Below are 19,651 nucleotides of genomic sequence, written 5' to 3' on the forward strand. Positions count from 1 at the left end.
AATGTCGCTGTACCACCGCTATCGCAGGCAAGCCAGCTCCCACATTTTTAACCGTGCCCTTACTCGATAAAGGTCACGACACCACCCGCCAGCGACTTCACCCGCGCCAGCGACTCAACCCGATACCCCTGCGCATCCAGCTCCGCACGGCCACCCTGGAACGACTTCTCGATCACGATCCCCAAGCCGGCAACGGTCGCGCCGGCCTGCTTGATGATCGAAATCAGCGCCTGGGACGCCTTGCCGTTGGCCAGGAAGTCATCGATCACCAGCACGCGGTCGCTGCTGGTCAGGTGGCGCGGGGAGATCGCCACAGTGCTTTCGACCTTCTTGGTGAAGGAGTAAACCGTCGCCGACAGCAGGTTTTCCGTCAGCGTCAGGGACTGCTGCTTGCGCGCGAAAATCACCGGTACGCCCAGGTTCAGGCCGGTCATGATCGCCGGCGCAATGCCCGAGGCTTCGATGGTGACGATCTTGGTGATGCCCGAATCCTTGAACAGCGCAGCGAATTCGTCGCCGATCAGTTTCATCAGCGCCGGATCGATCTGGTGGTTCAGAAAGGCGTCGACCTTGAGTACCTGATCGGAAAGCACGATGCCTTCTTCGCGAATTTTCTTGTGCAGTGCTTCCACGAAAGCTTCCTCTGTTGACGCAATGCGCGCCGAAAGTAGATTAAAAAGTAGTCGATTCTAGCGCTTTAACATCGCGCGTATGTCCGCCAAGGCGGTGTTGCCGCGAACGGCCTTCACCTCGGTCGGGGTGTCGTCATTGCCTTCCCAGGCCAGGTCGTCCGGCGGCAGTTCGTCGAGGAACCGGCTGGGGGCACAATCGATGATTTCGCCGTATTGCTTGCGCTTGGCGGCAAAGGTGAAGGCCAGGGTCTGGCGAGCGCGGGTAATGCCCACGTAGGCCAGTCGGCGTTCTTCTTCGATGGTGTCAGCTTCGATACTGGAGCGGTGTGGGAGGATTTCCTCTTCCATGCCCATGATGAACACGTAGGGAAATTCCAGGCCCTTGGACGCATGCAAGGTCATCATCTGCACACCTTCGGCGCCGTCTTCCTCTTCCTGCTGGCGCTCCAGCATGTCGCGCAGCACCAGCTTGCCGATGGCGTCTTCGACGGTCATCTCGCCGTCTTCGTCTTTTTCCAGGGTGTTCTTCAGCGCTTCGATCAGGAACCAGACGTTGCCCATGCGGTAATCCGCGGCCTTGTCGCTGGAACTGTTGGTGCGCAGCCAGTTTTCATAGTCGATGTCCATGACCATGCTGCGCAGGGCGCTGATCGGGTCTTCGCCGGCGCACTGTTCGCGGACCTTGTCCATGAAGCGCTTGAAGCGCGACAGGCGGTCGGTGAAACGGGTGTCCAGGTGTTCGCCCAGGCCGATTTCGTCGGTGGCGGCGTACATCGAGATCTTGCGTTCGGTCGCATAGTTGCCGAGCTTTTCCAGGGTGGTGGAACCGATCTCGCGGCGCGGCACGTTGATCACGCGCAGGAAGGCGTTGTCGTCGTCCGGGTTCACGATCAGCCGGAAGTAGGCCATCAGGTCTTTCACTTCCTGGCGTCCGAAAAAGCTGTTGCCGCCCGACAGGCGATACGGAATCTGGTGATGCTGCAGCTTCAGCTCGATCAGCTTGGCCTGGTAGTTGCCGCGATACAGGATCGCAAAGTCGCTGTAGGGCCGGTCGGTGCGCAGGTGCAAGGTCAACAACTCGACGGCCACGCGCTCGGCTTCGGCGTCTTCGTTACGGCAGCGGATCACGCGGATCTCGTCGCCGTGGCCCATCTCACTCCACAGTTGTTTTTCAAACTCGTGGGGGTTGTTCGAGATCAGCACGTTGGCGCAGCGCAGGATGCGGCTGGTGGAGCGGTAGTTCTGCTCCAGCATCACCACTTTCAGGGACGGGTAGTCGTCCTTGAGCAGCATCAGGTTTTCCGGGCGCGCACCGCGCCAGGCGTAGATCGATTGGTCGTCGTCGCCCACCACGGTGAACTGGTTGCGCTTGCCGATGAGCATTTTCACCAGCAGGTACTGGCTGGCGTTGGTGTCCTGGTATTCGTCCACCAGCAGGTAGCGCACCTTGTTCTGCCATTTTTCGAGGATGTCGGCGTGTTCCTCGAACAGCTTCACGGGCAGCAGGATCAGGTCGTCGAAGTCCACCGCGTTGAACGCCTTGAGCGTGCGCTGGTAGTGGGTGTAGACGATGGCGGCGGTCTGTTCCTTGGGGTTGCGTGCGTTTTCCAGGGCCTGGGGCGGCAGGATCAGGTCGTTTTTCCAGGCGCCGATCATGTTCTTGATCTCGTCCACGCCGTCGTCGCCTGCGTATTCCTTCTGCATGATGTCAGTCATCAGCGACTTCACATCGGTCTCGTCGAAGATCGAGAAACCGGGCTTGTAGCCAAGGCGAGCATGTTCCTTGCGGATGATGTTCAGGCCCAGGTTGTGGAAGGTACACACGGTGAGGCCACGGCCTTCGCCACCCTTGAGCAGGGTGCCGACGCGCTCTTTCATTTCCCGCGCCGCCTTGTTGGTAAAGGTCATGGCGACGATGTACTGGGCGCGGATGCCGCAGTTCTGGATCAGGTGCGCGATCTTGCGGGTGATCACGCTGGTCTTGCCGGAGCCAGCACCGGCGAGCACCAATAGAGGGCCGCCGACGTAGTTCACGGCTTCTTGCTGCCGGGGATTGAGTCGGGACATACAGAATTTCAGGAGTCGTTATTCAAAAGGGCGGGCATTTTAACAGGCTGGCAGGATTCTGCTCTGTCAGAACGACAGTGTGACGTACCACTCGATCTAAATTTGCCGGTTTTGCTACTTTGCCGCAGGATGTCAGGGCAATTGAGACTAATGTTTACAACCTGCGTGTTTGATAACCCCTATCATTGGTGATTATCAGGCCGCACGTCATAATGCCCGCCGCCAACGAATTCTTGCAGAGTCTAGGGAGCTAGCTTGTCTACGCCTGTCGAACCCTTGCGTTTGCTGCTGCTGGCCGATGAGCCCGCGTGGGCAGCGTTGTTGCGCGAGTGCCTGGCGCCGATGGGCGATGGGGCTGTGCTGATCAGTGCACCAAATTGGGACTCCGTAAGTCGTCTGTTCGATGACGACCACGGTGCCGTGCTATTGACCACGCCAGGCCTGCAACCCGGCCCTGGCCGATGTAGCTTGCCGTGCGTATTGCTGCTGGAGCAGGAACCGCTGGTCTCGCCGCTGGGCGTCAGCGACTGGCTGGTGCAGAGCGCCTTGGACGCCGACACCCTGCGCCGCTGCCTGCGCCATGTGCGCGAACGCGGTGTGTTGGAAACCACCCTGCAACGCCTGGCCGAACAGGACCCGCTCACCGGTATCGCCAACCGCCAGGGTTTCCAGACCCTGCTGGCGGCGCGGCTGGCCGAAAACGAAGGGCGCGGCCTGGCCCTCGGTCACCTGGACCTCGACAACTTCCGCCACGCCAACGACGCCCTCGGCCACCAGGCCGGCGACCGGTTGATCCTGCAAGTGGTCTCGCGGCTCAAGAGCCAGCTGGAGGCCGGCGATCAACTGGCGCGCCTGGGCAGCGATGAATTCGCCCTGCTGATCGACACCCGCCGTGCGCCCCAGCGCGCCGAGTGGATGGCCGAGCGCATCACCGAAGTCATGGCCGAACCTTATTGGGTGGATGGCGAAAGCCTGCTGATCGGTTGCAGCCTGGGCGTGGCCCACGCCCGTGCCAGCGCTGGCGCCGACCCGCTGATGTGGCACGCGCATATCGCCATGCAGCAAGCCAAAAGCACCCAGGGCTGCACCTTTCATATCTTCAACGAACGCATCAACCGCAACGCGCGCAGCCTGGCCGACCTGGAAAGTGAACTGCGCCGGGCCTTGCGTCGCGATGAGCTGGAGCTGCACTACCAGCCGCGCCTGGACCTGGACGACGGGCATATCGTCGGCCTCGAAGCCCTGGTGCGCTGGCGCCACGGCGAACGTGGCCTGCTGCCGCCCAGCGAGTTCGTGCCTCTGGCCGAGCAAAGCGGCCTGATCGTGCCGCTGGGCTACTGGGTGATCTCCCGCGCCCTGCGCGACATGCAGGACTTGCGCGAACGCGGCCTGCCGCCGCTGCACATGGCGGTCAACCTGTCGTTCCGCCAGTTCCAGGACAGCCAGTTGCTGTCCACCCTCAGCCGGCTGATTGCCGAACGTGGCGTGGAAGCGCAATGGCTGGAATTCGAGCTGACGGAAACCGCCGTGATGCGCCGCAGCGACCTGGTCAAGCAGACCATGGACGCCCTCGGCCGCCTCGGCGTGCGCTTTTCCCTGGATGACTTCGGCACCGGTTTCTCATCGTTCGTGCACCTCAACAGCCTGCCCATTGCCTTGTTGAAGATCGACAAGAGCTTTGTCGGCGGCATGGAAGAGCGCGAAGAGAACCGCAAGCTGGTGCACGCGATGATCAACCTGGCCCACAACCTCAACCTGGAAGTGGTGGCCGAGGGTGTGGAAACCCCTGAGCAGCTGGCGTTGTTGCGGTTGTTTGGGTGTGACCAGGCCCAGGGGTATCTGATCAGCAAGCCGTTGCCGTTGCCGGAACTGGTGGAGTACCTCACCTATGGCAAAGGCCGGGAAGCACTGCTTGGCTGAACTGCAAACCCGGTTAACTGTGGGAGCTGGCTTGTGTGGGAGCTGGCTTGCCTGCGATTGAATCACCGCGGTTTTGCTGGAAGACCGAGTTGTCAGCATCGCAGGCAAGCCAGCTCCCACATTGACCGCGTACATTTTCTAGTCCGGTAGCGCAGCCTGGAATTGCGGATGTACCTGCGGCTCCCGCCGAATCATCCGCTTCATCTTCGCCTCAAACGCCCACGTCAGGCTCACCGCCGCACACGCCAGCCCCAGCGCCAGGCCCCACCACACGCCGGTCGGCCCCCAGCCCAGGGTGAACGCCATCAGCCACGCCGCCGGCGCACCGATCAGCCAGTAGCAACCCAGGCCCACCAGGAAGGTGGTCTTGGCGTCCTTCAACCCACGGATACAACCCATGGCGATGGTCTGCACCCCGTCGAACAATTCAAACCATGCCGCCACGGCCAACAGGCTGACGGCCAGCACAATCACGTCGTGGAACGCCGGGTCATTGTGGTCAAGGAACAGCCCGATCAGCGGATCGGACAACAACCAGAACACGGCGGCAAACCCGAGCATCACCGTTGCTCCAAAACCGATGCCGACCCGGCCAGCCAGGCGCGCCTGCAGCAACTGCCCGGCGCCGTAGTGCTGGCCAATGCGCATGGTCACCGCGTAGGACATCCCCGCCGGCACCATGAACGCCACCGAGACAATCTGCAGGGCAATCTGATGCGCCGCCAACTGCGTGCTGCCCATGGTGCCCATGCATAGCGCCGCGAAGGCGAACAACCCGACTTCGACCGCATAGGTGCCGCCAATCGGCAGGCCCAGGCGCCACAGCTCGCGCAGATATGTAGTGTTGAGGCGCAGCAGGCCCGTGCCCAGCGGGTAAGCGGCATACGCGCGGTTGCTGCGGATGTACCACATCAGCGCCAGGGCCATGCCGTTGGCGACGATGGCCGTGACCAGGCCGATGCCCATCAAGCCCAGTTTCGGCAGGCCGAACATGCCCTCGATCAAGGCATGGTTGAGCAGGTAGTTGATCACCGTGCCGCACAGGCTGATGACCATCACCGGCGTGGCTTTGCCGATGGCGCTGGTGAAGCCGCGCAAGGCCATGAAACTCAGGTAGCCGGGCAGGGCGAAGGGCAGGATCGTGAGGAATTGCCCCGCCGCCTGCACGTTGGTTTCGGTCTGGCCAAACATCAGCAGCACGGGCCTGAGGTTCCACAGCAACAATGCCGCCGCCAGGGCCATCAGCATGGCGAGCCACAGCCCGGCCTGGGTCAGGCGGGTGGCGCCTTCGATATCGCCCGCGCCGTGACGAATCGCCACCAGGGTGCCCACGGCGGCAATCACGCCGATGCAGAAAATCGCCACGAACGAATAGCTGGCCGCGCCCAGGCCGCCGCCGGCCAGGGCTTCGGGGCTCAGGCGCGCCATCATCAGGGTGTCGGTCAGCACCATCAGCATGTGCGCCAACTGTGAGGCAATCAACGGCCCCGACAGCCGCAGAATGGCCCAGAGTTCGGTACGTGCTGGATGCTGCATGATCATCACGCTCAAATAGTCAGAGGGTTGTGGAAGGGTTGATTCTCGGCGCTCTCGGCCGATTGCACAAAGGGATAAAAGCGATCGTTCGCATGATTAAAACTCATGCCTGATTGATTCTGGTAGGGTTTCGTCATCCTGCTGTCGGAGCTTTCCTCATGTCCCGTCGTCTTCCTCCTCTTTACGCCCTGCGGGCCTTCGAAGCCGCCTCCCGGCACAACTCCTTCACCCGTGCGGCGGAGGAACTGTCGATTACGCAAAGTGCGGTGAGCCGGCATATCCGCACCCTTGAGGATCATTTCGCCTGCCGCCTGTTCCAGCGCAGCGGCCGCACCTTGCAGCTCACGGAGGCCGCGCGCCTGTTGTTGCCCGGCGTGCGTGAAGGGTTTGCGGCACTGGAGCGCGCCTGCCATACCTTGAACGCCGAAGATGACATCCTGCGCATGAAAGCACCTTCGACCCTGACCATGCGCTGGCTGCTGGCGCGGCTCAGCCGTTTCCGCGCCTTGCAGCCGGGCAACGAAGTGCAACTGACCAGCGCGTGGATGAACGTGGATGAAGTGGACTTCAACCAGGAGCCTTTCGACTGCGCAGTGTTGTTGAGCTACGGGCATTTCCCGGCGGATTGGGACGCGTGCTACCTCTATCCAGAGTTGCTGATCCCGGTCGGCGCGCCGAACCTGCTGGACGAGGGTCCGTGGGATGCGGCGCGCCTGGCGACGGCCGAGTTGCTGCATCCCACGCCCGACCGCCGCGACTGGCGCAGTTGGCTGGGGCGCATGGGCTTGTCTTCGCAGGTCTCGCTCAAGGGCGGGCAGGTGTTCGACACCCTTGAACTGGGCATGATTGCCGCCGCGCGGGGCTACGGCGTGTCCATGGGGGATTTGTTGATGGTCGCCGAAGACGTGGCCCAGGGGCGCCTGAGCCTGCCGTGGCCCACCGCCGTGGCCAGTGGGGAAAGTTACTACCTGGTGTGGCCGAAAACCCGCCCCGGCGGTGAGCGGCTGCGGCGCCTGGCGGACTTCCTGCAAAGCGAGGTCAAGGCCATGGAATTGCCCCAGGTCGAGCGCCTGTAATGACGCGTTGCGCACCGTTCATGCAATCGTTTGCGCGATAACCCTGTGAATCGCTCAAGTATTGCCCTGGCACGCCGAAGTAGGTGTGTTGGAACCATCGTGCCCCAACGCTTCCCACTAGATAAATTGCCGAGCAGCGCTATGAGATCAGGATGATCCTGGCCTCGGCCAGGAGCTGTCATGTCTCAACCTCGCGCTCGGATTGCCTCCCAGCTGGGCCTCGCACTCGCCGTGATTCTGGCTGTTGTCATCAGCGGCAGCACCGTGTTTGCCTTGCGTTCCCTCGACTCTGCCAACCTCGAAACCCGCGAGGAGCACCTGGCCAGCGAAGCACGCCTGCTCGCCGACCAACTCAATACCTTCCACAGCACCTTGCGCGAAAGCACCCAGCGTTTGAGCGGGCTGTTCGAAAAGCGCTTCGGCGCCGGTTTGAGTGTGCGTGCCGACCAGCCAGTGACTGTGGCCGGCGTACAGACCCCGAGCCTGTTCCTGGGCAGCGACCTGTTGAACAACGATTTCGCCGAAGTCGATGAGTTCAAGGACACCTCGGGCGGCGTGGCCACGGTGTTTGTGCGCAACGGCGAGGACTTTATCCGCGTCAGCACCTCCCTGACCAAGCAGGATGGCAGCCGCGCCATCGGCACGGCGCTGGATCACCAGCATCCGGCCTATCAACGCTTGCTGGCCGGGCAGAGCTATGTCGGCCGTGCGGTGTTGTTCGAACGTTCCTGCATGACCCAGTACACGCCGGTACGCGACAGTGCAGGAAAAGTCATCGCCGTGCTGTTTGTAGGCTTCGATTACACCGACGCGCAGAACGCCCAGTTCGACAACCTCAAGCGCTTCCGCATCGGCCAGACCGGCTCCCTGGCCTTGCTCGATGAGCAGAAGAAGTGGCTGGTGCCACCGGCAGGCGTGCAGGCGCTGGACCAAGCGGTTCCGGTGATCCTCGACCTGGCGAAACAGCCGGGTGCCGGACGCTTCTGGAGCGACAAGAACGAAGACTTCTACAGCGTCGCGGTGCCGTTCGAGGGCGGCCCGTGGTCGGTGGTGGCAAGCATGCCGAAGGCTGAAATCCGCGCAGTTACCTGGGCCGTAGGCATTCGTCTGGTGATCGGCAGCGTGTTGGCGATGCTGCTGGCGGTCGGTGCGGCCGTCTGGCTGCTGCGCAGCAAATTGCAGCCGTTGAGCGACCTGGTGCGCCAGGCCGAGGCCTTGGGTGCTGGTGATCTGAGCGCGCGCTTGAACGTGTCCAGCCATGACGAAATCGGCCAACTGGCGCGCAGCTTCAACCAGATGGGCGAAGCGTTGTCGACCATGGTCTCGCATATCCGCAAGGCGGCCGAAGAGGTCAACAGCCGGGCGCAGGCGCTGTCCGGGTTGTCCGGCGGTGCCTATGAAGGCATGGAGCAGCAGTCTGGCGAGATCACCAGCATGGCCGGCGCCGTGGAAGAGTTCAGCGCCACTTCGCTGAACATTGCCGACAACATGGGCAACACCGAGCGCCTCGCCCAGGAAAACGCCCAGCAGACGCGCATCGGCCGCAACTCGATGCAAGAGGCCTCGTCGTCCCTGGAACATATCGCCACCGCGCTGAACAGCACGGCCACCGTGATCAACACCCTTGGCCAGCGTTCCCAGGAGATCGGCGGGATTGTCGGCACGATCACCTCCATCGCCGACCAGACCAACCTGCTGGCACTCAACGCCGCCATCGAAGCCGCCCGCGCCGGTGAGCAGGGCCGTGGGTTTGCCGTGGTCGCCGATGAGGTGCGCAACCTGGCGTCGCGTACCCGCGAGGCCACCGACGAGATTTCCGCGATGATCCAGAGCATCCAGCAGGAAACCGGCAACGCCATCACCACCATGGAACACGGCAATGTGCTGATGCAGGAAGGCTTGTCGCGCAACGCCGACGTGGCCTCGGCCCTGGCACGTATCGACGAGCAAAGCCGCTCGGCGGGGCAGCAGTTTGCCGCGATTACCACGGCGACCCAGGAACAGAGCAGCACCGCGACGTTGCTCAGCAGCAACTTGCAGAGCATTGCGCTGGCCAACAGCGAGCAGCGCGAAGTGGTGTCGAACCTGGCGATTACGGCCAAGGAACTGGAGACGTTGGCGGCAGGCTTGCGCCAAGAGGTCGACCGCTTCCGTTGACGGCAAACGAGGCGCGTCCGGTTCCTTATGGTTTTTTCAGCGCACCGGCCAAGCGCACCATGGCGGTTTCGATTTCATGGGCGTTCAAGGATGAATAGCCCAGCAGCCAGCCCTGCTTTTTTTCCGCGCCGGCATACAACCGGCTGAGACCCGGCAACTGCACACCCGCGCTGGCGGCTTGGCGAATGGTGGTTTCTTCCGACCAGCCTTCGTGCAACAAGCACGGGATTTGCAGCCCGCCCGGCGGGCGACAGGCTGTCACCACAGCGTGCAGGTGCTTGTCGATAGCCTCCAACATGATCGCTTGGCGTGCGCCGTAGAGTTTGCGCATGGCCCGTACGTGGGCGTTGTAATGCCCGTCTTCCATAAAGCGCGCCAGCGTCAGTTGCAGGATCTGCGGGGTGTGGCCGTCCATCATGCTGCGGGCATAGGTGAAGGCTTTGACCAGTTCGGCGGGCAGCACCATGTAGCCCATGCGCAGGCCGGGGTAGAGGGTCTTGCTGAAAGTGCCGATGTAGAGCGTGCGGCGGTACTTGTCCAGGCCCTGCACGCAGGCGGTGGGCTTGCCTTGGTAGTGAAACTCGCTGTCATAGTCATCCTCGATGATCCACTTGCCGTGTTCCGCTGCCCAGTTGATCAACTCAAGACGCCGTTCCAGGGCTAACGTGGCGCCGGTCGGGTATTGGTGGGAGGGCGTCACATACACGCACGGGGCGCCGCTGCGGTCGGCGTGCAGCAGGTCGGTGCGGATGCCCTGTTCATCCACATCGATCGGCACAGCCTTGGCCTCGGCGGTTTCAAACGCCTTTTTCGCGCCGAAGTACCCCGGGTTTTCCAGCAGGATCGGTTGGCCGACGTCCACCAGCAACTGTGCGCAGAGGAATAGCGCCTGGCGCGTGCTGCTCAGCACCAGGACCTGGTCAGGCGAGCATTGCGCCCCACGCTCCAGATTCAAGTAGGTGGCGATGGCTTTACGCAGCGGCTCAGCCCCTTGCGGGTCGCCGTGCAACAGCACGTTGCTGCGATGGTCCTTCAGCACCTGGCGTTGCAGGCGCTCCCAGACGTCCGTCGCAAATGTCCGGGTTTCCGGCAGTCCGGTGGCAAACGCCTTGCTGACCTGTTGATCGTTCACGCCGCCGCTGTCGAGGATCATCCTGCCGCGCCGACTCAAGCCTGCTCCGTTCGCAGCCTCGCTGCTTTTGACGGCTTCGGCCTTGCTGCGTCGGCGTGAGGCACCGCGCAATTCTGTGCCGATGGCGTCGCACACATAACTGCCAGAGCCTGCGCGCCGCACGATGAAGCCATCGCGGTGTAACTGGATGTAGGCGTTTTCCACCGTGTCGCGGGCAAGCCCCAGTGATGCGGCCAGCACCCGCGTTGCCGGCAGCTTCAGGCCGGGCGCGAGTGCGCCGTCGAGGATCAGCGCCCGCAATGCGCGCTGGATGCGCAGATGCAGGTCCAGCAGGTGGAATTCAGCGTCATTGAGCCGTATCTGCAGCGTTTCCAGCTCGAATGTTTTTGCCATGCGGTCTGCTCATCCCTGATGAATTGGCCGGTAGTGGCAGGCCAGTCTGTCCGTAGACTTTAACGCTTGCTGCTATCAGCTATCCACCGCAAGGAGCAATGCCCCATGTCCTCTCCGCTATCGTCGCCGCTGCGTTGGCGCGACCTGTTCCACCCGGTGATTGCCGGCCTCATTTCGGTGATCGTCAATTATGGCGGCACCTTTATCCTGGTGTTCCAGGCGGCCAGGGTTGCGGGGCTCAGTCCTGAGCTGACGGCGTCGTGGGTGTGGTCGGTGTCGATTGGCGTTGGCGTCACCGGGTTGTATCTGAGTTGGGCAAACCGCCAGCCGATCATTACCGCGTGGTCGACGCCTGCGGCGGCGTTTCTGGTGGTTGCGCTGGCCACGACGCCCTACGCCGAGGCGGTCGGTGCGTACATGCTGTCAGCTGCTGCCTTTGTGTTGCTGGGGTTGTCGGGCTGTTTCGAAAAACTCATCCGCTTGATTCCGCCAGGCATCGCTGCCGCGCTGCTCGCCGGTATCCTGCTGCCGTTCGGTGTGGGCGCGTTTGCGGGCATGAGCCTCGATCCCGTGTTGGTCGGGTTGCTGATCGCCGCCTACATCCTGCTCAAGCGGTTTACCGCGCGTTATGCCGTCGTGGGCATTCTGGTGCTGGGGCTGGCGTTTCTGTTGACCCAGGAACGTGTGGACCTTTCGGGGCTCTCGCTGCAATGGGCGGCGCCGGTGTTCACCCCGCCTGAGTTTTCGCTCAACGCGCTGCTCAGCGTGGCACTGCCGCTGTTTCTGATCACGCTGACGGGGCAGTACATGCCGGGCATGCTGGTGCTGCGCAACGACGGTTTCAGGATCAGCGCCAACCCGATCCTCACGGTAACGGGGTTGGGCTCGCTGTTAATGGCGCCCTTTGGCTCCCACGCGTTCAACGTGGCGGCCATCACCGCCGCCATCTGTACCGGCAAGGAAGCCTCGCAGGACGCGTCCAAACGTTGGATCGCGGGGGTTGCCGCAGGTGTGTTCTACATCCTCATCGGTGTTTTCGGGGTGACGTTGGCTGCGGTGTTCATGGCGTTCCCGGCCACCTTCATTACGACGCTGGCCGGCTTGGCCCTGCTCGGCACCATCGGCGCCAGCCTGGCCAGCGCCATGGCTGATGCCAAATCCCGTGAAGCATCGCTGATTACCTTTCTGGCGTGCGCCGCCAATATCACCCTGTTGGGCATAGGCGGGGCGTTTTGGGGGCTGTTGATCGGACTGGCGGCGTATGCGCTGCTCAATGGCCGCCTGCCAAGGAGAAGGACGGCAGCAGACGATTCGATCAAGGGCACCACGCAATAAGGCTCGCCTATCAGTGATCAGCCTGGCTGCACGCTGCTGGTCGGTATTGCAGGGCTTCGGCAATGTGTTGGCGACCGATCGTCTGTGTGTGCTCCAGGTCCGCCAGGGTGCGCGCGACTTTCAGCAGCCGGTGCGCGGCACGCAGGGACAGGGTCAGCCGCTCGCACGCGCTTTCCAGCCAGGCTTCATCGGGCTTGGACAGCGCGCAATGCTGGCGCAGCCCGGGCAAATCCAGGAACGCATTGGCGCAGCCCTGGCGATTTTGCTGGCGCTCCCGGGCCTGTGCCACCAGCGCTGACGCGGTGGCCGTGTTGTCGCCGGTTTGCGGCGCCGGGGTCAATGCGGTGGTCTCCCGGGCGACGGTCAGGTGCAGGTCGATGCGGTCCAGCAACGGCCCCGAGAGTCTGTTGCGATAGCGTTGGACCTGCTCCGGCGTACAGCGACAGCGCCCGCTGTGTTCGCCCATGTAGCCACAGGGGCAGGGGTTCATCGCGGCCACCAATTGAAAGCGCGCGGGGAAGCTCACCCGGTCGCGGGCGCGGGAAATGACGATGTGCCCCGATTCCAAGGGCTCGCGCAGAACCTCCAGCACCTTGCGATCAAACTCTGGCAACTCATCCAGAAACAAAACGCCGTGATGGGCCAGGGTGATTTCCCCCGGCTGCGGCTTTGATCCGCCGCCCACCAAGGCCGGGCCCGACGCCGAATGGTGCGGCTGACGAAATGGTCGGTGCGGCCAATGGCTCAGGGGCGCCAGGCTGACCACGGATTGAATCGCCGCCACTTCCAACGCTTCCTGCTCGCTCAGTGGCGGCAACAAGCCGGGCAGGCGGCTGGCGAGCAAGGTCTTGCCGGTGCCGGGCGGCCCGCTGAACAGCAGGTTGTGGGCGCCCGCTGCCGCAATCAACAGCGCGCGCTTGGCAGCCAATTGGCCCTGAACTTCGCTCAAGTCCGGGTATGGCTTGTTCAAGTACAACAAGCCATCGGACTTGTAGGGTTCAATCGGTTGGTGCCCGTTCAGGTACGCCACGACCTGCAACAGGTGATCCACCGCAATCACCTTCAAGCCCGACGCCAGGCACGCTTCCTCGGCATTCGCCCTGGGCACTATCACGGTGCGCCCGGCCTTGCGTGCCGCCAATGCTGCGGGCAGCACACCTTTCACCGCGCGCACCTCGCCGGACAGCGCCAGTTCGCCCAGGCATTCCACTTCATCGAGCATCAGCGCCGGCACCTGCACACTGGCGGCCAGGATGCCCAGGGCTATCGCCAGATCAAAACGGCGGCTCAACGGCTAGGTAGGGGGTATGGACACTAGCGCTAAAGCACTAAAAACCGGGCGTTGGCAGTGAATACAACTACTGTCCATACGGACCGATGTTTTCAGAATGCTTTTGAAGCAAATGTCCATGCTGCCCTAGGTATCTCTTCTCTCTCTCAGGACCGTGACGTTGGGAGCCTTTCGCTGAGCATGGAGGCGCTTGTTTTCTATGGTCAAGTCAAAGATTTTGGCGTCAGCCTCCACCAAGCGAGAGAGAGCTGAGTCGCGCTCCATCTTAAGCATTTCGATTTCATTACGTAGGTCCCTGTGCTCTGGCCGACGCGGCTTTGAGCGAGCGCGTTCGGAACTGACTTTTACCGGGCCATGCTGCTTTGCCCACTCTTGAATCTCAGAAATCAAAGCGGGATGTCGAGATTTCTTAAGTGCTGATGGGTCGCATCCAGCTTCTCTAGCCACATTGTTCTGTGAGACTAGCGAATTTTTAGAAATAGTGATTGGCATACCTGCTTTTAATCGATCAAAAGCTCTTCTGAAATTATCTTCAGCACTCATTTGTTGCTCCGTTAATCAAGTCACTGATATTGTCTAAAGCCAGAATTTGCATTCCCAAAGAAACTCTCAACGGTGAATCTGCAGGGGCCGATGTATATCGATTTAGGGTGAGGGACCTCATCCTCTCGACAGCCTTCTTTTTTCGTATATCAATAATTCCCTCCGAGCAGGGAGGTTGGCCGTCTCCACCCCCACATCGAATTACATTTTCAAAGCCCCCATAAGGACAATCACCCGTCTTGGTGCAATTACCAAATATTGTCGGCCTAAGTGAAATCAATCCATTCTTCAGTGCCTTTTGTATTTGGGGTTCCGTTTGCTCGGATATGTCTTTAAGTAAGTTGATTTTATGTGATTCGCCAAACGCGCTTATGAAGCTTGTGCTGATAAGCGATTTCATCTCCTTCGCCATGACTTCATATGTGGCTGAAATATATTCAGACCGAAGCGACTCGTTGAGATTGGCTTGTGAATAGCCGCGACCATAGTACAGTGACATCGCCCGAGATGAGTGCTTTAGCTGGTACTGTATTGATGCGTCTGACACTAGTGATGATGACATCATATTGACTACGCCTGTCCGGCGTAGCTGGTGCCATGCAAAGGGCCAAGGCTTGCCTACAGCAAATCTATTTTCAGGGAAATATGTACTTACCCGTAAGGAAAGCTCGACGTCTTCGCTGGTTATTGCAACTACATCCGAGTCGAACAGTCGAGGGAAGTCGTTGATGCACGAGGTATAGCTAGGGTACGTATGTCTGATAGTTAGATTCCCTGAGTACTGTTTGTTCGACCAAGGCTCTACAGCTGGTAACACTAACCATGGATCTTCAACTATACTGGCGGGAATGCTGTTTGGGGATAGGGAGCATAATGTATTCATTCGAAGCGTTGAAATTGCAGACAATACTTCTATAGCTAGCTCAACGGATGAGGATGTGATCCATCGGGCGTTGTCGTCCTGAAGGGTTTTAGATGTAGATCCGGTCAAAATATAAATTTTCCCGAACTCTTCATCTTCTTCGCATGATAAACACGATTGACGCAACATCCAAGCTTCATTGATGCGCATCATTGAGAAATTAATAATATAGGCGATGCCGACATGCCCTGCCAAAGTTAGATAGGATGTCAGGCACATGACCCCTCGTCCGCCGCCAGTTAGTTTTCCGATCCATTTGGTAAGTACATCTTGAACTCCGTACTCCGCAGCGTATTCGTGAAAGTGCTTCATGTGGAATGTTCTAGGCGTATCAGGTTTTATCCCTTCATAACTACGTATTGTTACTAGTTTTCCTTCTTTTGGGGTTTGGTTTCCTAAATCTCCGTTGGTGTGTATATTTAAATAGAAATTATATAGGTTTTCAATTTGAGTCTTGTGCTTCATGAAATCGTCAAGATACTCTTTTAGCCGGGAGACTTGATATTTCCAGATCCTTGGTGGGATATAGGCCGTCTGCACTACACCAACGTCTGTTTTCGGCTTAACCGTTTTGGCGATGTCTCTAGGTGGCAAAATTTCCAGGCCCACGCTATCGCGCCACTCATATAGGACGTGAAGTGAGTATGCTGCAGGACCAGATACCAGACCTTTCTCTGAGATTTCTGATAAAACTCGCGGATAACGGGTCAGCTCAGTTACCTTTATGCCTGCCCGTGAGCAGGCAATGAACAAAGGTTTGAGTACCCTGACGCGAGCAAGCAGGGTGGTTGGGGATCTTACAGCTCTCGGTCCATATAACCACCATGCAGCAATCAGTCTAAGAATATCTGCATTTGATTTGGTTATTGACGCTGTGCCTTTGCGAAGCGGACCATCACCGAAGTTAATCTGCAAAGTGATCTGGGCCCAAGGGCTCAAGTTCCAAATGCTGTCGCCGTAACGACTTACCACTAGACCCTCAGAGTTTATAACGATGGCGTAATCTTGGACGGGCGGCCAAGTGGGAGGTCGAAAGTTCGCGGCGTATGGGCTGACCGACTCTATTTCAAGTTTTAAGCCGAAGTCCTTCGTGGCATGATTATTCATATTGACCCTCTAGCAGATTTATCAAGTCGCTCCATTCAGGGTGGTAATCGGCCTCAGCCACTTTTAATTTTGCTTCAGTTATGTTTACGCGGGCTAAGTCATCAGAACGCGACGCAGATAATAGGCGTGCGTCAATTGCTAAAATTACCTGCTCTGCTGGATGGTCCTTAAACGCTGAATTTCCTGCCCTGGATAACTCTACAGATTTGCAGTACCGGTAGCTCGCAAGCGACCAGAAATGATCTAGCGTATTAACGTCCCTATGGTGAACGCAGAACAGACAACCAGCTGGGCTGACGCAGTCTGGGCTCGGCGAGGTTGACTGAGCGGTCTTAGTCGCTAAGGGGCTTGCGGATACACAAAGCCCTGGAGCAGCAGCTTTCCTAGTAGGGTCGCTCGCTTCCATGAAACGGCTGACTTCAAACGCTGCTATCTGATGGTTCGGGCGGATGTAATTTTGAAGTAGTGTGCGGTCTTCGTGCTGGTTCATCTCTGCGGTTACAGAAGTATCTGCTAATTTGCGAAACAGCCAGTTAGCTCTCGTTTTCCGCAGGTCTCTGGGACCTACATACGTGACCCCGGCGAGTTGGCACCTTTTTCGAATCGACGCAAAGTGAGGTGAAGCGTCCGGTGCTCTTCTTCTCCCTGGCGTAGTCAGTGGAAATAATCTCTCGTCATTTAGTTCCTCTAAAATTGCGGAGCGCCACTTTAGATATGTCTCAAAATGAATTCTGTATTCGCTGTAGACCGTGAATTCGACTTCCCCTTGTCGTCTATTCTTGTAGATGCGGCGAACCTTGTATCCTTCTTCGTAGCTCTGATATGTGAATCTTCCCACTGTTAATTGATTTGCTTGCGCTAAGTTCATGCCGGTTTGGGCAATGAATATTAAGAGCTCAGCCTCGATTCTCAAATTAAACAGAGGGTGCCTAGTTCTCCAAGAATGTTCCTCTGTCCACAACTGCCTCATACGGCTGTTAGGCTTGCGGCCGGTTTTACTTAGTTTAAGTCGATCGGGCGGTAATAGTTTGGACCACTCAATAAGGGTATGCCCAGCACGGGTTTCTATCTGAACAGGTAGAGGGCCGTAGATTTTATCTTTTGTGAGCGCTGTTGTGATATCTACAAGGAAATGTCCAAGTGAGACGGCCGTAGCAATCTGATTTTTATCAGAGTTATTATTGTATTGATCCCCTTTCCTTGATTTCTGGAGTCGAGTTTTTGAAATGATTTTGGAGTTTCGCTCAAATAAGCCATCTATTAAAGATGATATCGAGACCGCCATGTCAAAAGCTGTAATTGATTTGATGCTCCGTTCGATTCTGCTACGATGTAGAAGAGAGTCTGTCCAGGCTATAAAACTAGTTTCAAGGTTTGCAAGACTGACTTCCACGCCATGTAATTCTCCCCATGTATACAGGCGCCTTAGGTTTAGTATTCCCTTTTTGACTGTGCTTTTTGAGTGGCCGGACTCAATTTTGGCATCCAGCAAATCATAAAATTCTTTTACCAAAGGAATACGATTTGATAGTTTTGGTCCGAACGCTCCTGCCTCTATTGAAGCATTGACCTCATCGGCTCTTGCGGATGACGCGCCAAAATACAGCAAAGGCTCAAGGTCCCAGACTGTCTCCTCTTTTCCATACTTAACGTTACGAAACATGAACTCTCGAGTCGGGTTAGCCATTTTTGCACTTGTCTCCGAGCCCTAAGAATTTCCGAGTGAATTCGTTGGCGCTTGCTGCCTTCGCGGCTGATTGTTCTACGAATTTTATGTACTGCAATGATGTGGCTTCGTTTTTGTGCAACAGCGCTTCTTTGATGATCGCGATAGCGTTGACGGCTCCTGATATCGGTAACAAAATTCTAGCTAGCTGAGTTGCAAACGTGCATCGGGTTTGGTGGAAGTAAAAGCCTTCAAAAACTACTAAGCCTGCGCTTGCAGCTTTTTTTCTTAAGCTATGCATTTCTACGTTAATGGCACTACTTCTTTCTTTCTTCGATTTGGTATATTTGTTTCCAAATCGCGTCAAAAAAACTACTTCTTTGTTTTTATCATCTGCTACCTGCACCCGTGCTTGCCGCCGTGGGCTGATGACATAACTCCTGATGAGGTTTAGATGTTCTTTAACAATCCAAACGTGCCCTGTTACCCCAAATTTAGTCGCTACTGAGGGGGATGCGCCGGGTCCAACAGCGATCTTATAAAGGCCTGATTGATCCGGGTCTATAAAAGCGCGTTCTAGCGAGCTCACTTTTAAATCACAAAGCGTTCCCAGTCTCATCCCCGTGTAAAAGCCCAGCGTGAGCAATAAGTATAGTTCCCAACTGGCGTGCTCAGCCGCATACTCAAGAATTATGTCTCTGTCGTCAGCCGATACCGGTAGCAGTCCGTCTTCCAATCTCAGCGCATTAGCTTTGCGGTTTTTTATGGATAGCTCACTTGATTGAACGATAATGGTCCGTTCGAGCCCCACTGAATTCGGCACTCGTATAGAAATCGTTTGATCTGTCCAAAGAGGCCATTCAGATAACAGAAGTTCTGATGCTAACAGCCATCGGTAGAAATTGATTACATCTCGCATTCTTTGGGATGCAGTTGATGGGGCTAGTTGACCTTCATCCCGCATGGCTATCAGGTAACCTCGGTATCTGAACAGACATCGGTCAGCTTTGCGCTGAGGGAACTCCCACCACGTTGTTTGCGTAGCTTCCAGCCAGTTTGCATAGCTCAGCATCGAACTCATGTTAGAGCGGACAGTATCGAGGGATAGGCCATTTTCCGTCGAACGCTGCAGCGCCCAAAGATTAACTTCTCGCCAAGCCTCACCATTAGTCCAAATGATTTGGGGAAGGCCCTCAATCGGTAAGCGTCCTGCTGCGACATACCAGTCAACGCGTTCTTCGGTGACGGAACATCGATATTGCGTGTGTATGAGATTTCTGAGTCTTGCCATACCCATTCCTAGCGAAAGGTTATCCTATCCGCTTGCAGGTACAGGTGTGTTCGTACCTACAAAGTCGGTGCAGGTAGCCCAACATAACGAATCAGCGAAATTTTCCCAGTGACTCCTGAGATTTTCTGTCCATAGGCTCAAGCACCTATCTTGTGGCGTGTCCTTGGCTGCACCTAACCCGTACCCGCCGTCCTTGGGCAGGTCGGCGGGCGCGAGGTTGAGAGTGATGCGGCGGGATGGGTATTGCAGTGCGCTATTGAGGATGGCGCTGCGTACGCGGTCCTTGCTTTCCTTGACGGCGGTTTCGGGCAGGCCCACCAGGGTAAGTGATGGCAGACCATTGGCCATATGCACTTCGACGGTGACCGCCGGGGCTTCGACGCCGAGCTGGGCGCGGCTGTGGACAATGGCGAGGGACATGGTCGTTCCTTGAAATGGAGAGGCCGCTTCCTGCGGTTTTTCAAGGGTAGACGAGGTGGGGAAGAGCGAGGCGGGGGAGGTTTTACAGAACGTATCCGCGAGGCAGCACAGGGCAAATGTGGGAGCTGGCTTGCCTGCGATAGCGGTCTATCAGTTACAGATG

General features: G+C 58.1%; 13 protein-coding genes and 1 pseudogene. 4 read left to right on the plus strand and 10 right to left on the minus strand.

Annotated elements, in window-relative coordinates:
• Positions 1-59: 59 nt before the first annotated feature.
• Both B348_RS0119320 and rep read right to left on the minus strand, forming a co-directional pair.
• Positions 60-632, minus strand: a complete 573-nt coding sequence (locus B348_RS0119320) for a xanthine phosphoribosyltransferase (protein WP_010207474.1) — start codon at positions 630-632, stop codon at positions 60-62.
• Between the two features lie 57 nt (positions 633-689).
• Entirely contained in the window at positions 690-2,699 is a 2,010-nt protein-coding gene (gene rep / locus B348_RS0119325; RefSeq protein WP_017737724.1) for a DNA helicase Rep, read from the minus strand.
• 255 nt (positions 2,700-2,954) lie between these two features.
• Here rep and B348_RS0119330 point away from each other — a divergent pair, with 255 nt between their 5' ends.
• Positions 2,955-4,619, plus strand: a complete 1,665-nt coding sequence (locus B348_RS0119330) for a bifunctional diguanylate cyclase/phosphodiesterase (protein ID WP_026136910.1) — start codon at positions 2,955-2,957, stop codon at positions 4,617-4,619.
• Positions 4,620-4,757: 138 nt separating this feature from the next.
• On the opposite strand, the gene B348_RS0119335 is transcribed toward B348_RS0119330, so the two are convergent.
• On the minus strand, positions 4,758-6,161 hold the full coding sequence (locus B348_RS0119335; protein ID WP_017737726.1) for a NorM family multidrug efflux MATE transporter: 1,404 nt from the start codon (positions 6,159-6,161) through the stop codon (positions 4,758-4,760).
• A 152-nt stretch (positions 6,162-6,313) separates the two neighbouring features.
• Here B348_RS0119335 and B348_RS0119340 point away from each other — a divergent pair, with 152 nt between their 5' ends.
• A complete protein-coding gene (locus tag B348_RS0119340; RefSeq protein WP_017737727.1) occupies positions 6,314-7,231 on the plus strand; it encodes a LysR substrate-binding domain-containing protein in 918 nt (305 codons plus the stop codon).
• Positions 7,232-7,411: 180 nt separating this feature from the next.
• The gene (locus tag B348_RS0119345; protein WP_017737728.1) at positions 7,412-9,388 is read left to right on the plus strand and encodes a methyl-accepting chemotaxis protein; all 1,977 of its coding nucleotides are present in this window, start codon (positions 7,412-7,414) and stop codon (positions 9,386-9,388) included.
• A 25-nt stretch (positions 9,389-9,413) separates the two neighbouring features.
• Here B348_RS0119345 and B348_RS0119350 read toward each other — a convergent pair whose 3' ends face one another.
• Positions 9,414-10,913, minus strand: a complete 1,500-nt coding sequence (locus B348_RS0119350; RefSeq protein ID WP_017737729.1) for a PLP-dependent aminotransferase family protein — start codon at positions 10,911-10,913, stop codon at positions 9,414-9,416.
• 105 nt (positions 10,914-11,018) lie between these two features.
• Between B348_RS0119350 and B348_RS0119355 the strand changes: the two genes are divergently transcribed.
• Entirely contained in the window at positions 11,019-12,248 is a 1,230-nt protein-coding gene (locus B348_RS0119355) for a benzoate/H(+) symporter BenE family transporter (RefSeq protein WP_017737730.1), read from the plus strand.
• Positions 12,249-12,258: 10 nt separating this feature from the next.
• Here B348_RS0119355 and B348_RS0119360 read toward each other — a convergent pair whose 3' ends face one another.
• The 6 genes and pseudogenes from B348_RS0119360 to B348_RS01000000130135 form a co-directional block, all read right to left on the minus strand.
• A complete protein-coding gene (locus tag B348_RS0119360) occupies positions 12,259-13,539 on the minus strand; it encodes a YifB family Mg chelatase-like AAA ATPase (protein WP_017737731.1) in 1,281 nt (426 codons plus the stop codon).
• Between the two features lie 126 nt (positions 13,540-13,665).
• On the minus strand, positions 13,666-14,082 hold the full coding sequence (locus B348_RS1000000131125) for a hypothetical protein (RefSeq protein ID WP_046070067.1): 417 nt from the start codon (positions 14,080-14,082) through the stop codon (positions 13,666-13,668).
• Positions 14,072-16,111 (minus strand): hypothetical protein, encoded by a 2,040-nt coding sequence (locus B348_RS1000000131600; RefSeq protein WP_157356530.1) that lies wholly within the window; start codon positions 16,109-16,111, stop codon positions 14,072-14,074. Before B348_RS1000000131600 ends, B348_RS1000000131125 begins: the two co-directional genes overlap by 11 nt.
• A complete protein-coding gene (locus B348_RS1000000131605; protein ID WP_157356531.1) occupies positions 16,104-17,774 on the minus strand; it encodes a tyrosine-type recombinase/integrase in 1,671 nt (556 codons plus the stop codon). Before B348_RS1000000131605 ends, B348_RS1000000131600 begins: the two co-directional genes overlap by 8 nt.
• A 16-nt stretch (positions 17,775-17,790) precedes the next feature.
• Complete coding sequence (locus tag B348_RS0119370; RefSeq protein ID WP_026136911.1) at positions 17,791-19,068, minus strand: site-specific integrase; 1,278 nt, start codon at positions 19,066-19,068, stop codon at positions 17,791-17,793.
• A gap of 183 nt (positions 19,069-19,251) precedes the next feature.
• Positions 19,252-19,488 (minus strand): annotated as a pseudogene (locus B348_RS01000000130135) (magnesium chelatase domain-containing protein); the annotation flags it as partial.
• Positions 19,489-19,651: the final 163 nt, after the last annotated feature.

This window comes from Pseudomonas sp. CBZ-4 (assembly GCF_000346755.1).
Taxonomy (GTDB): domain Bacteria; phylum Pseudomonadota; class Gammaproteobacteria; order Pseudomonadales; family Pseudomonadaceae; genus Aquipseudomonas.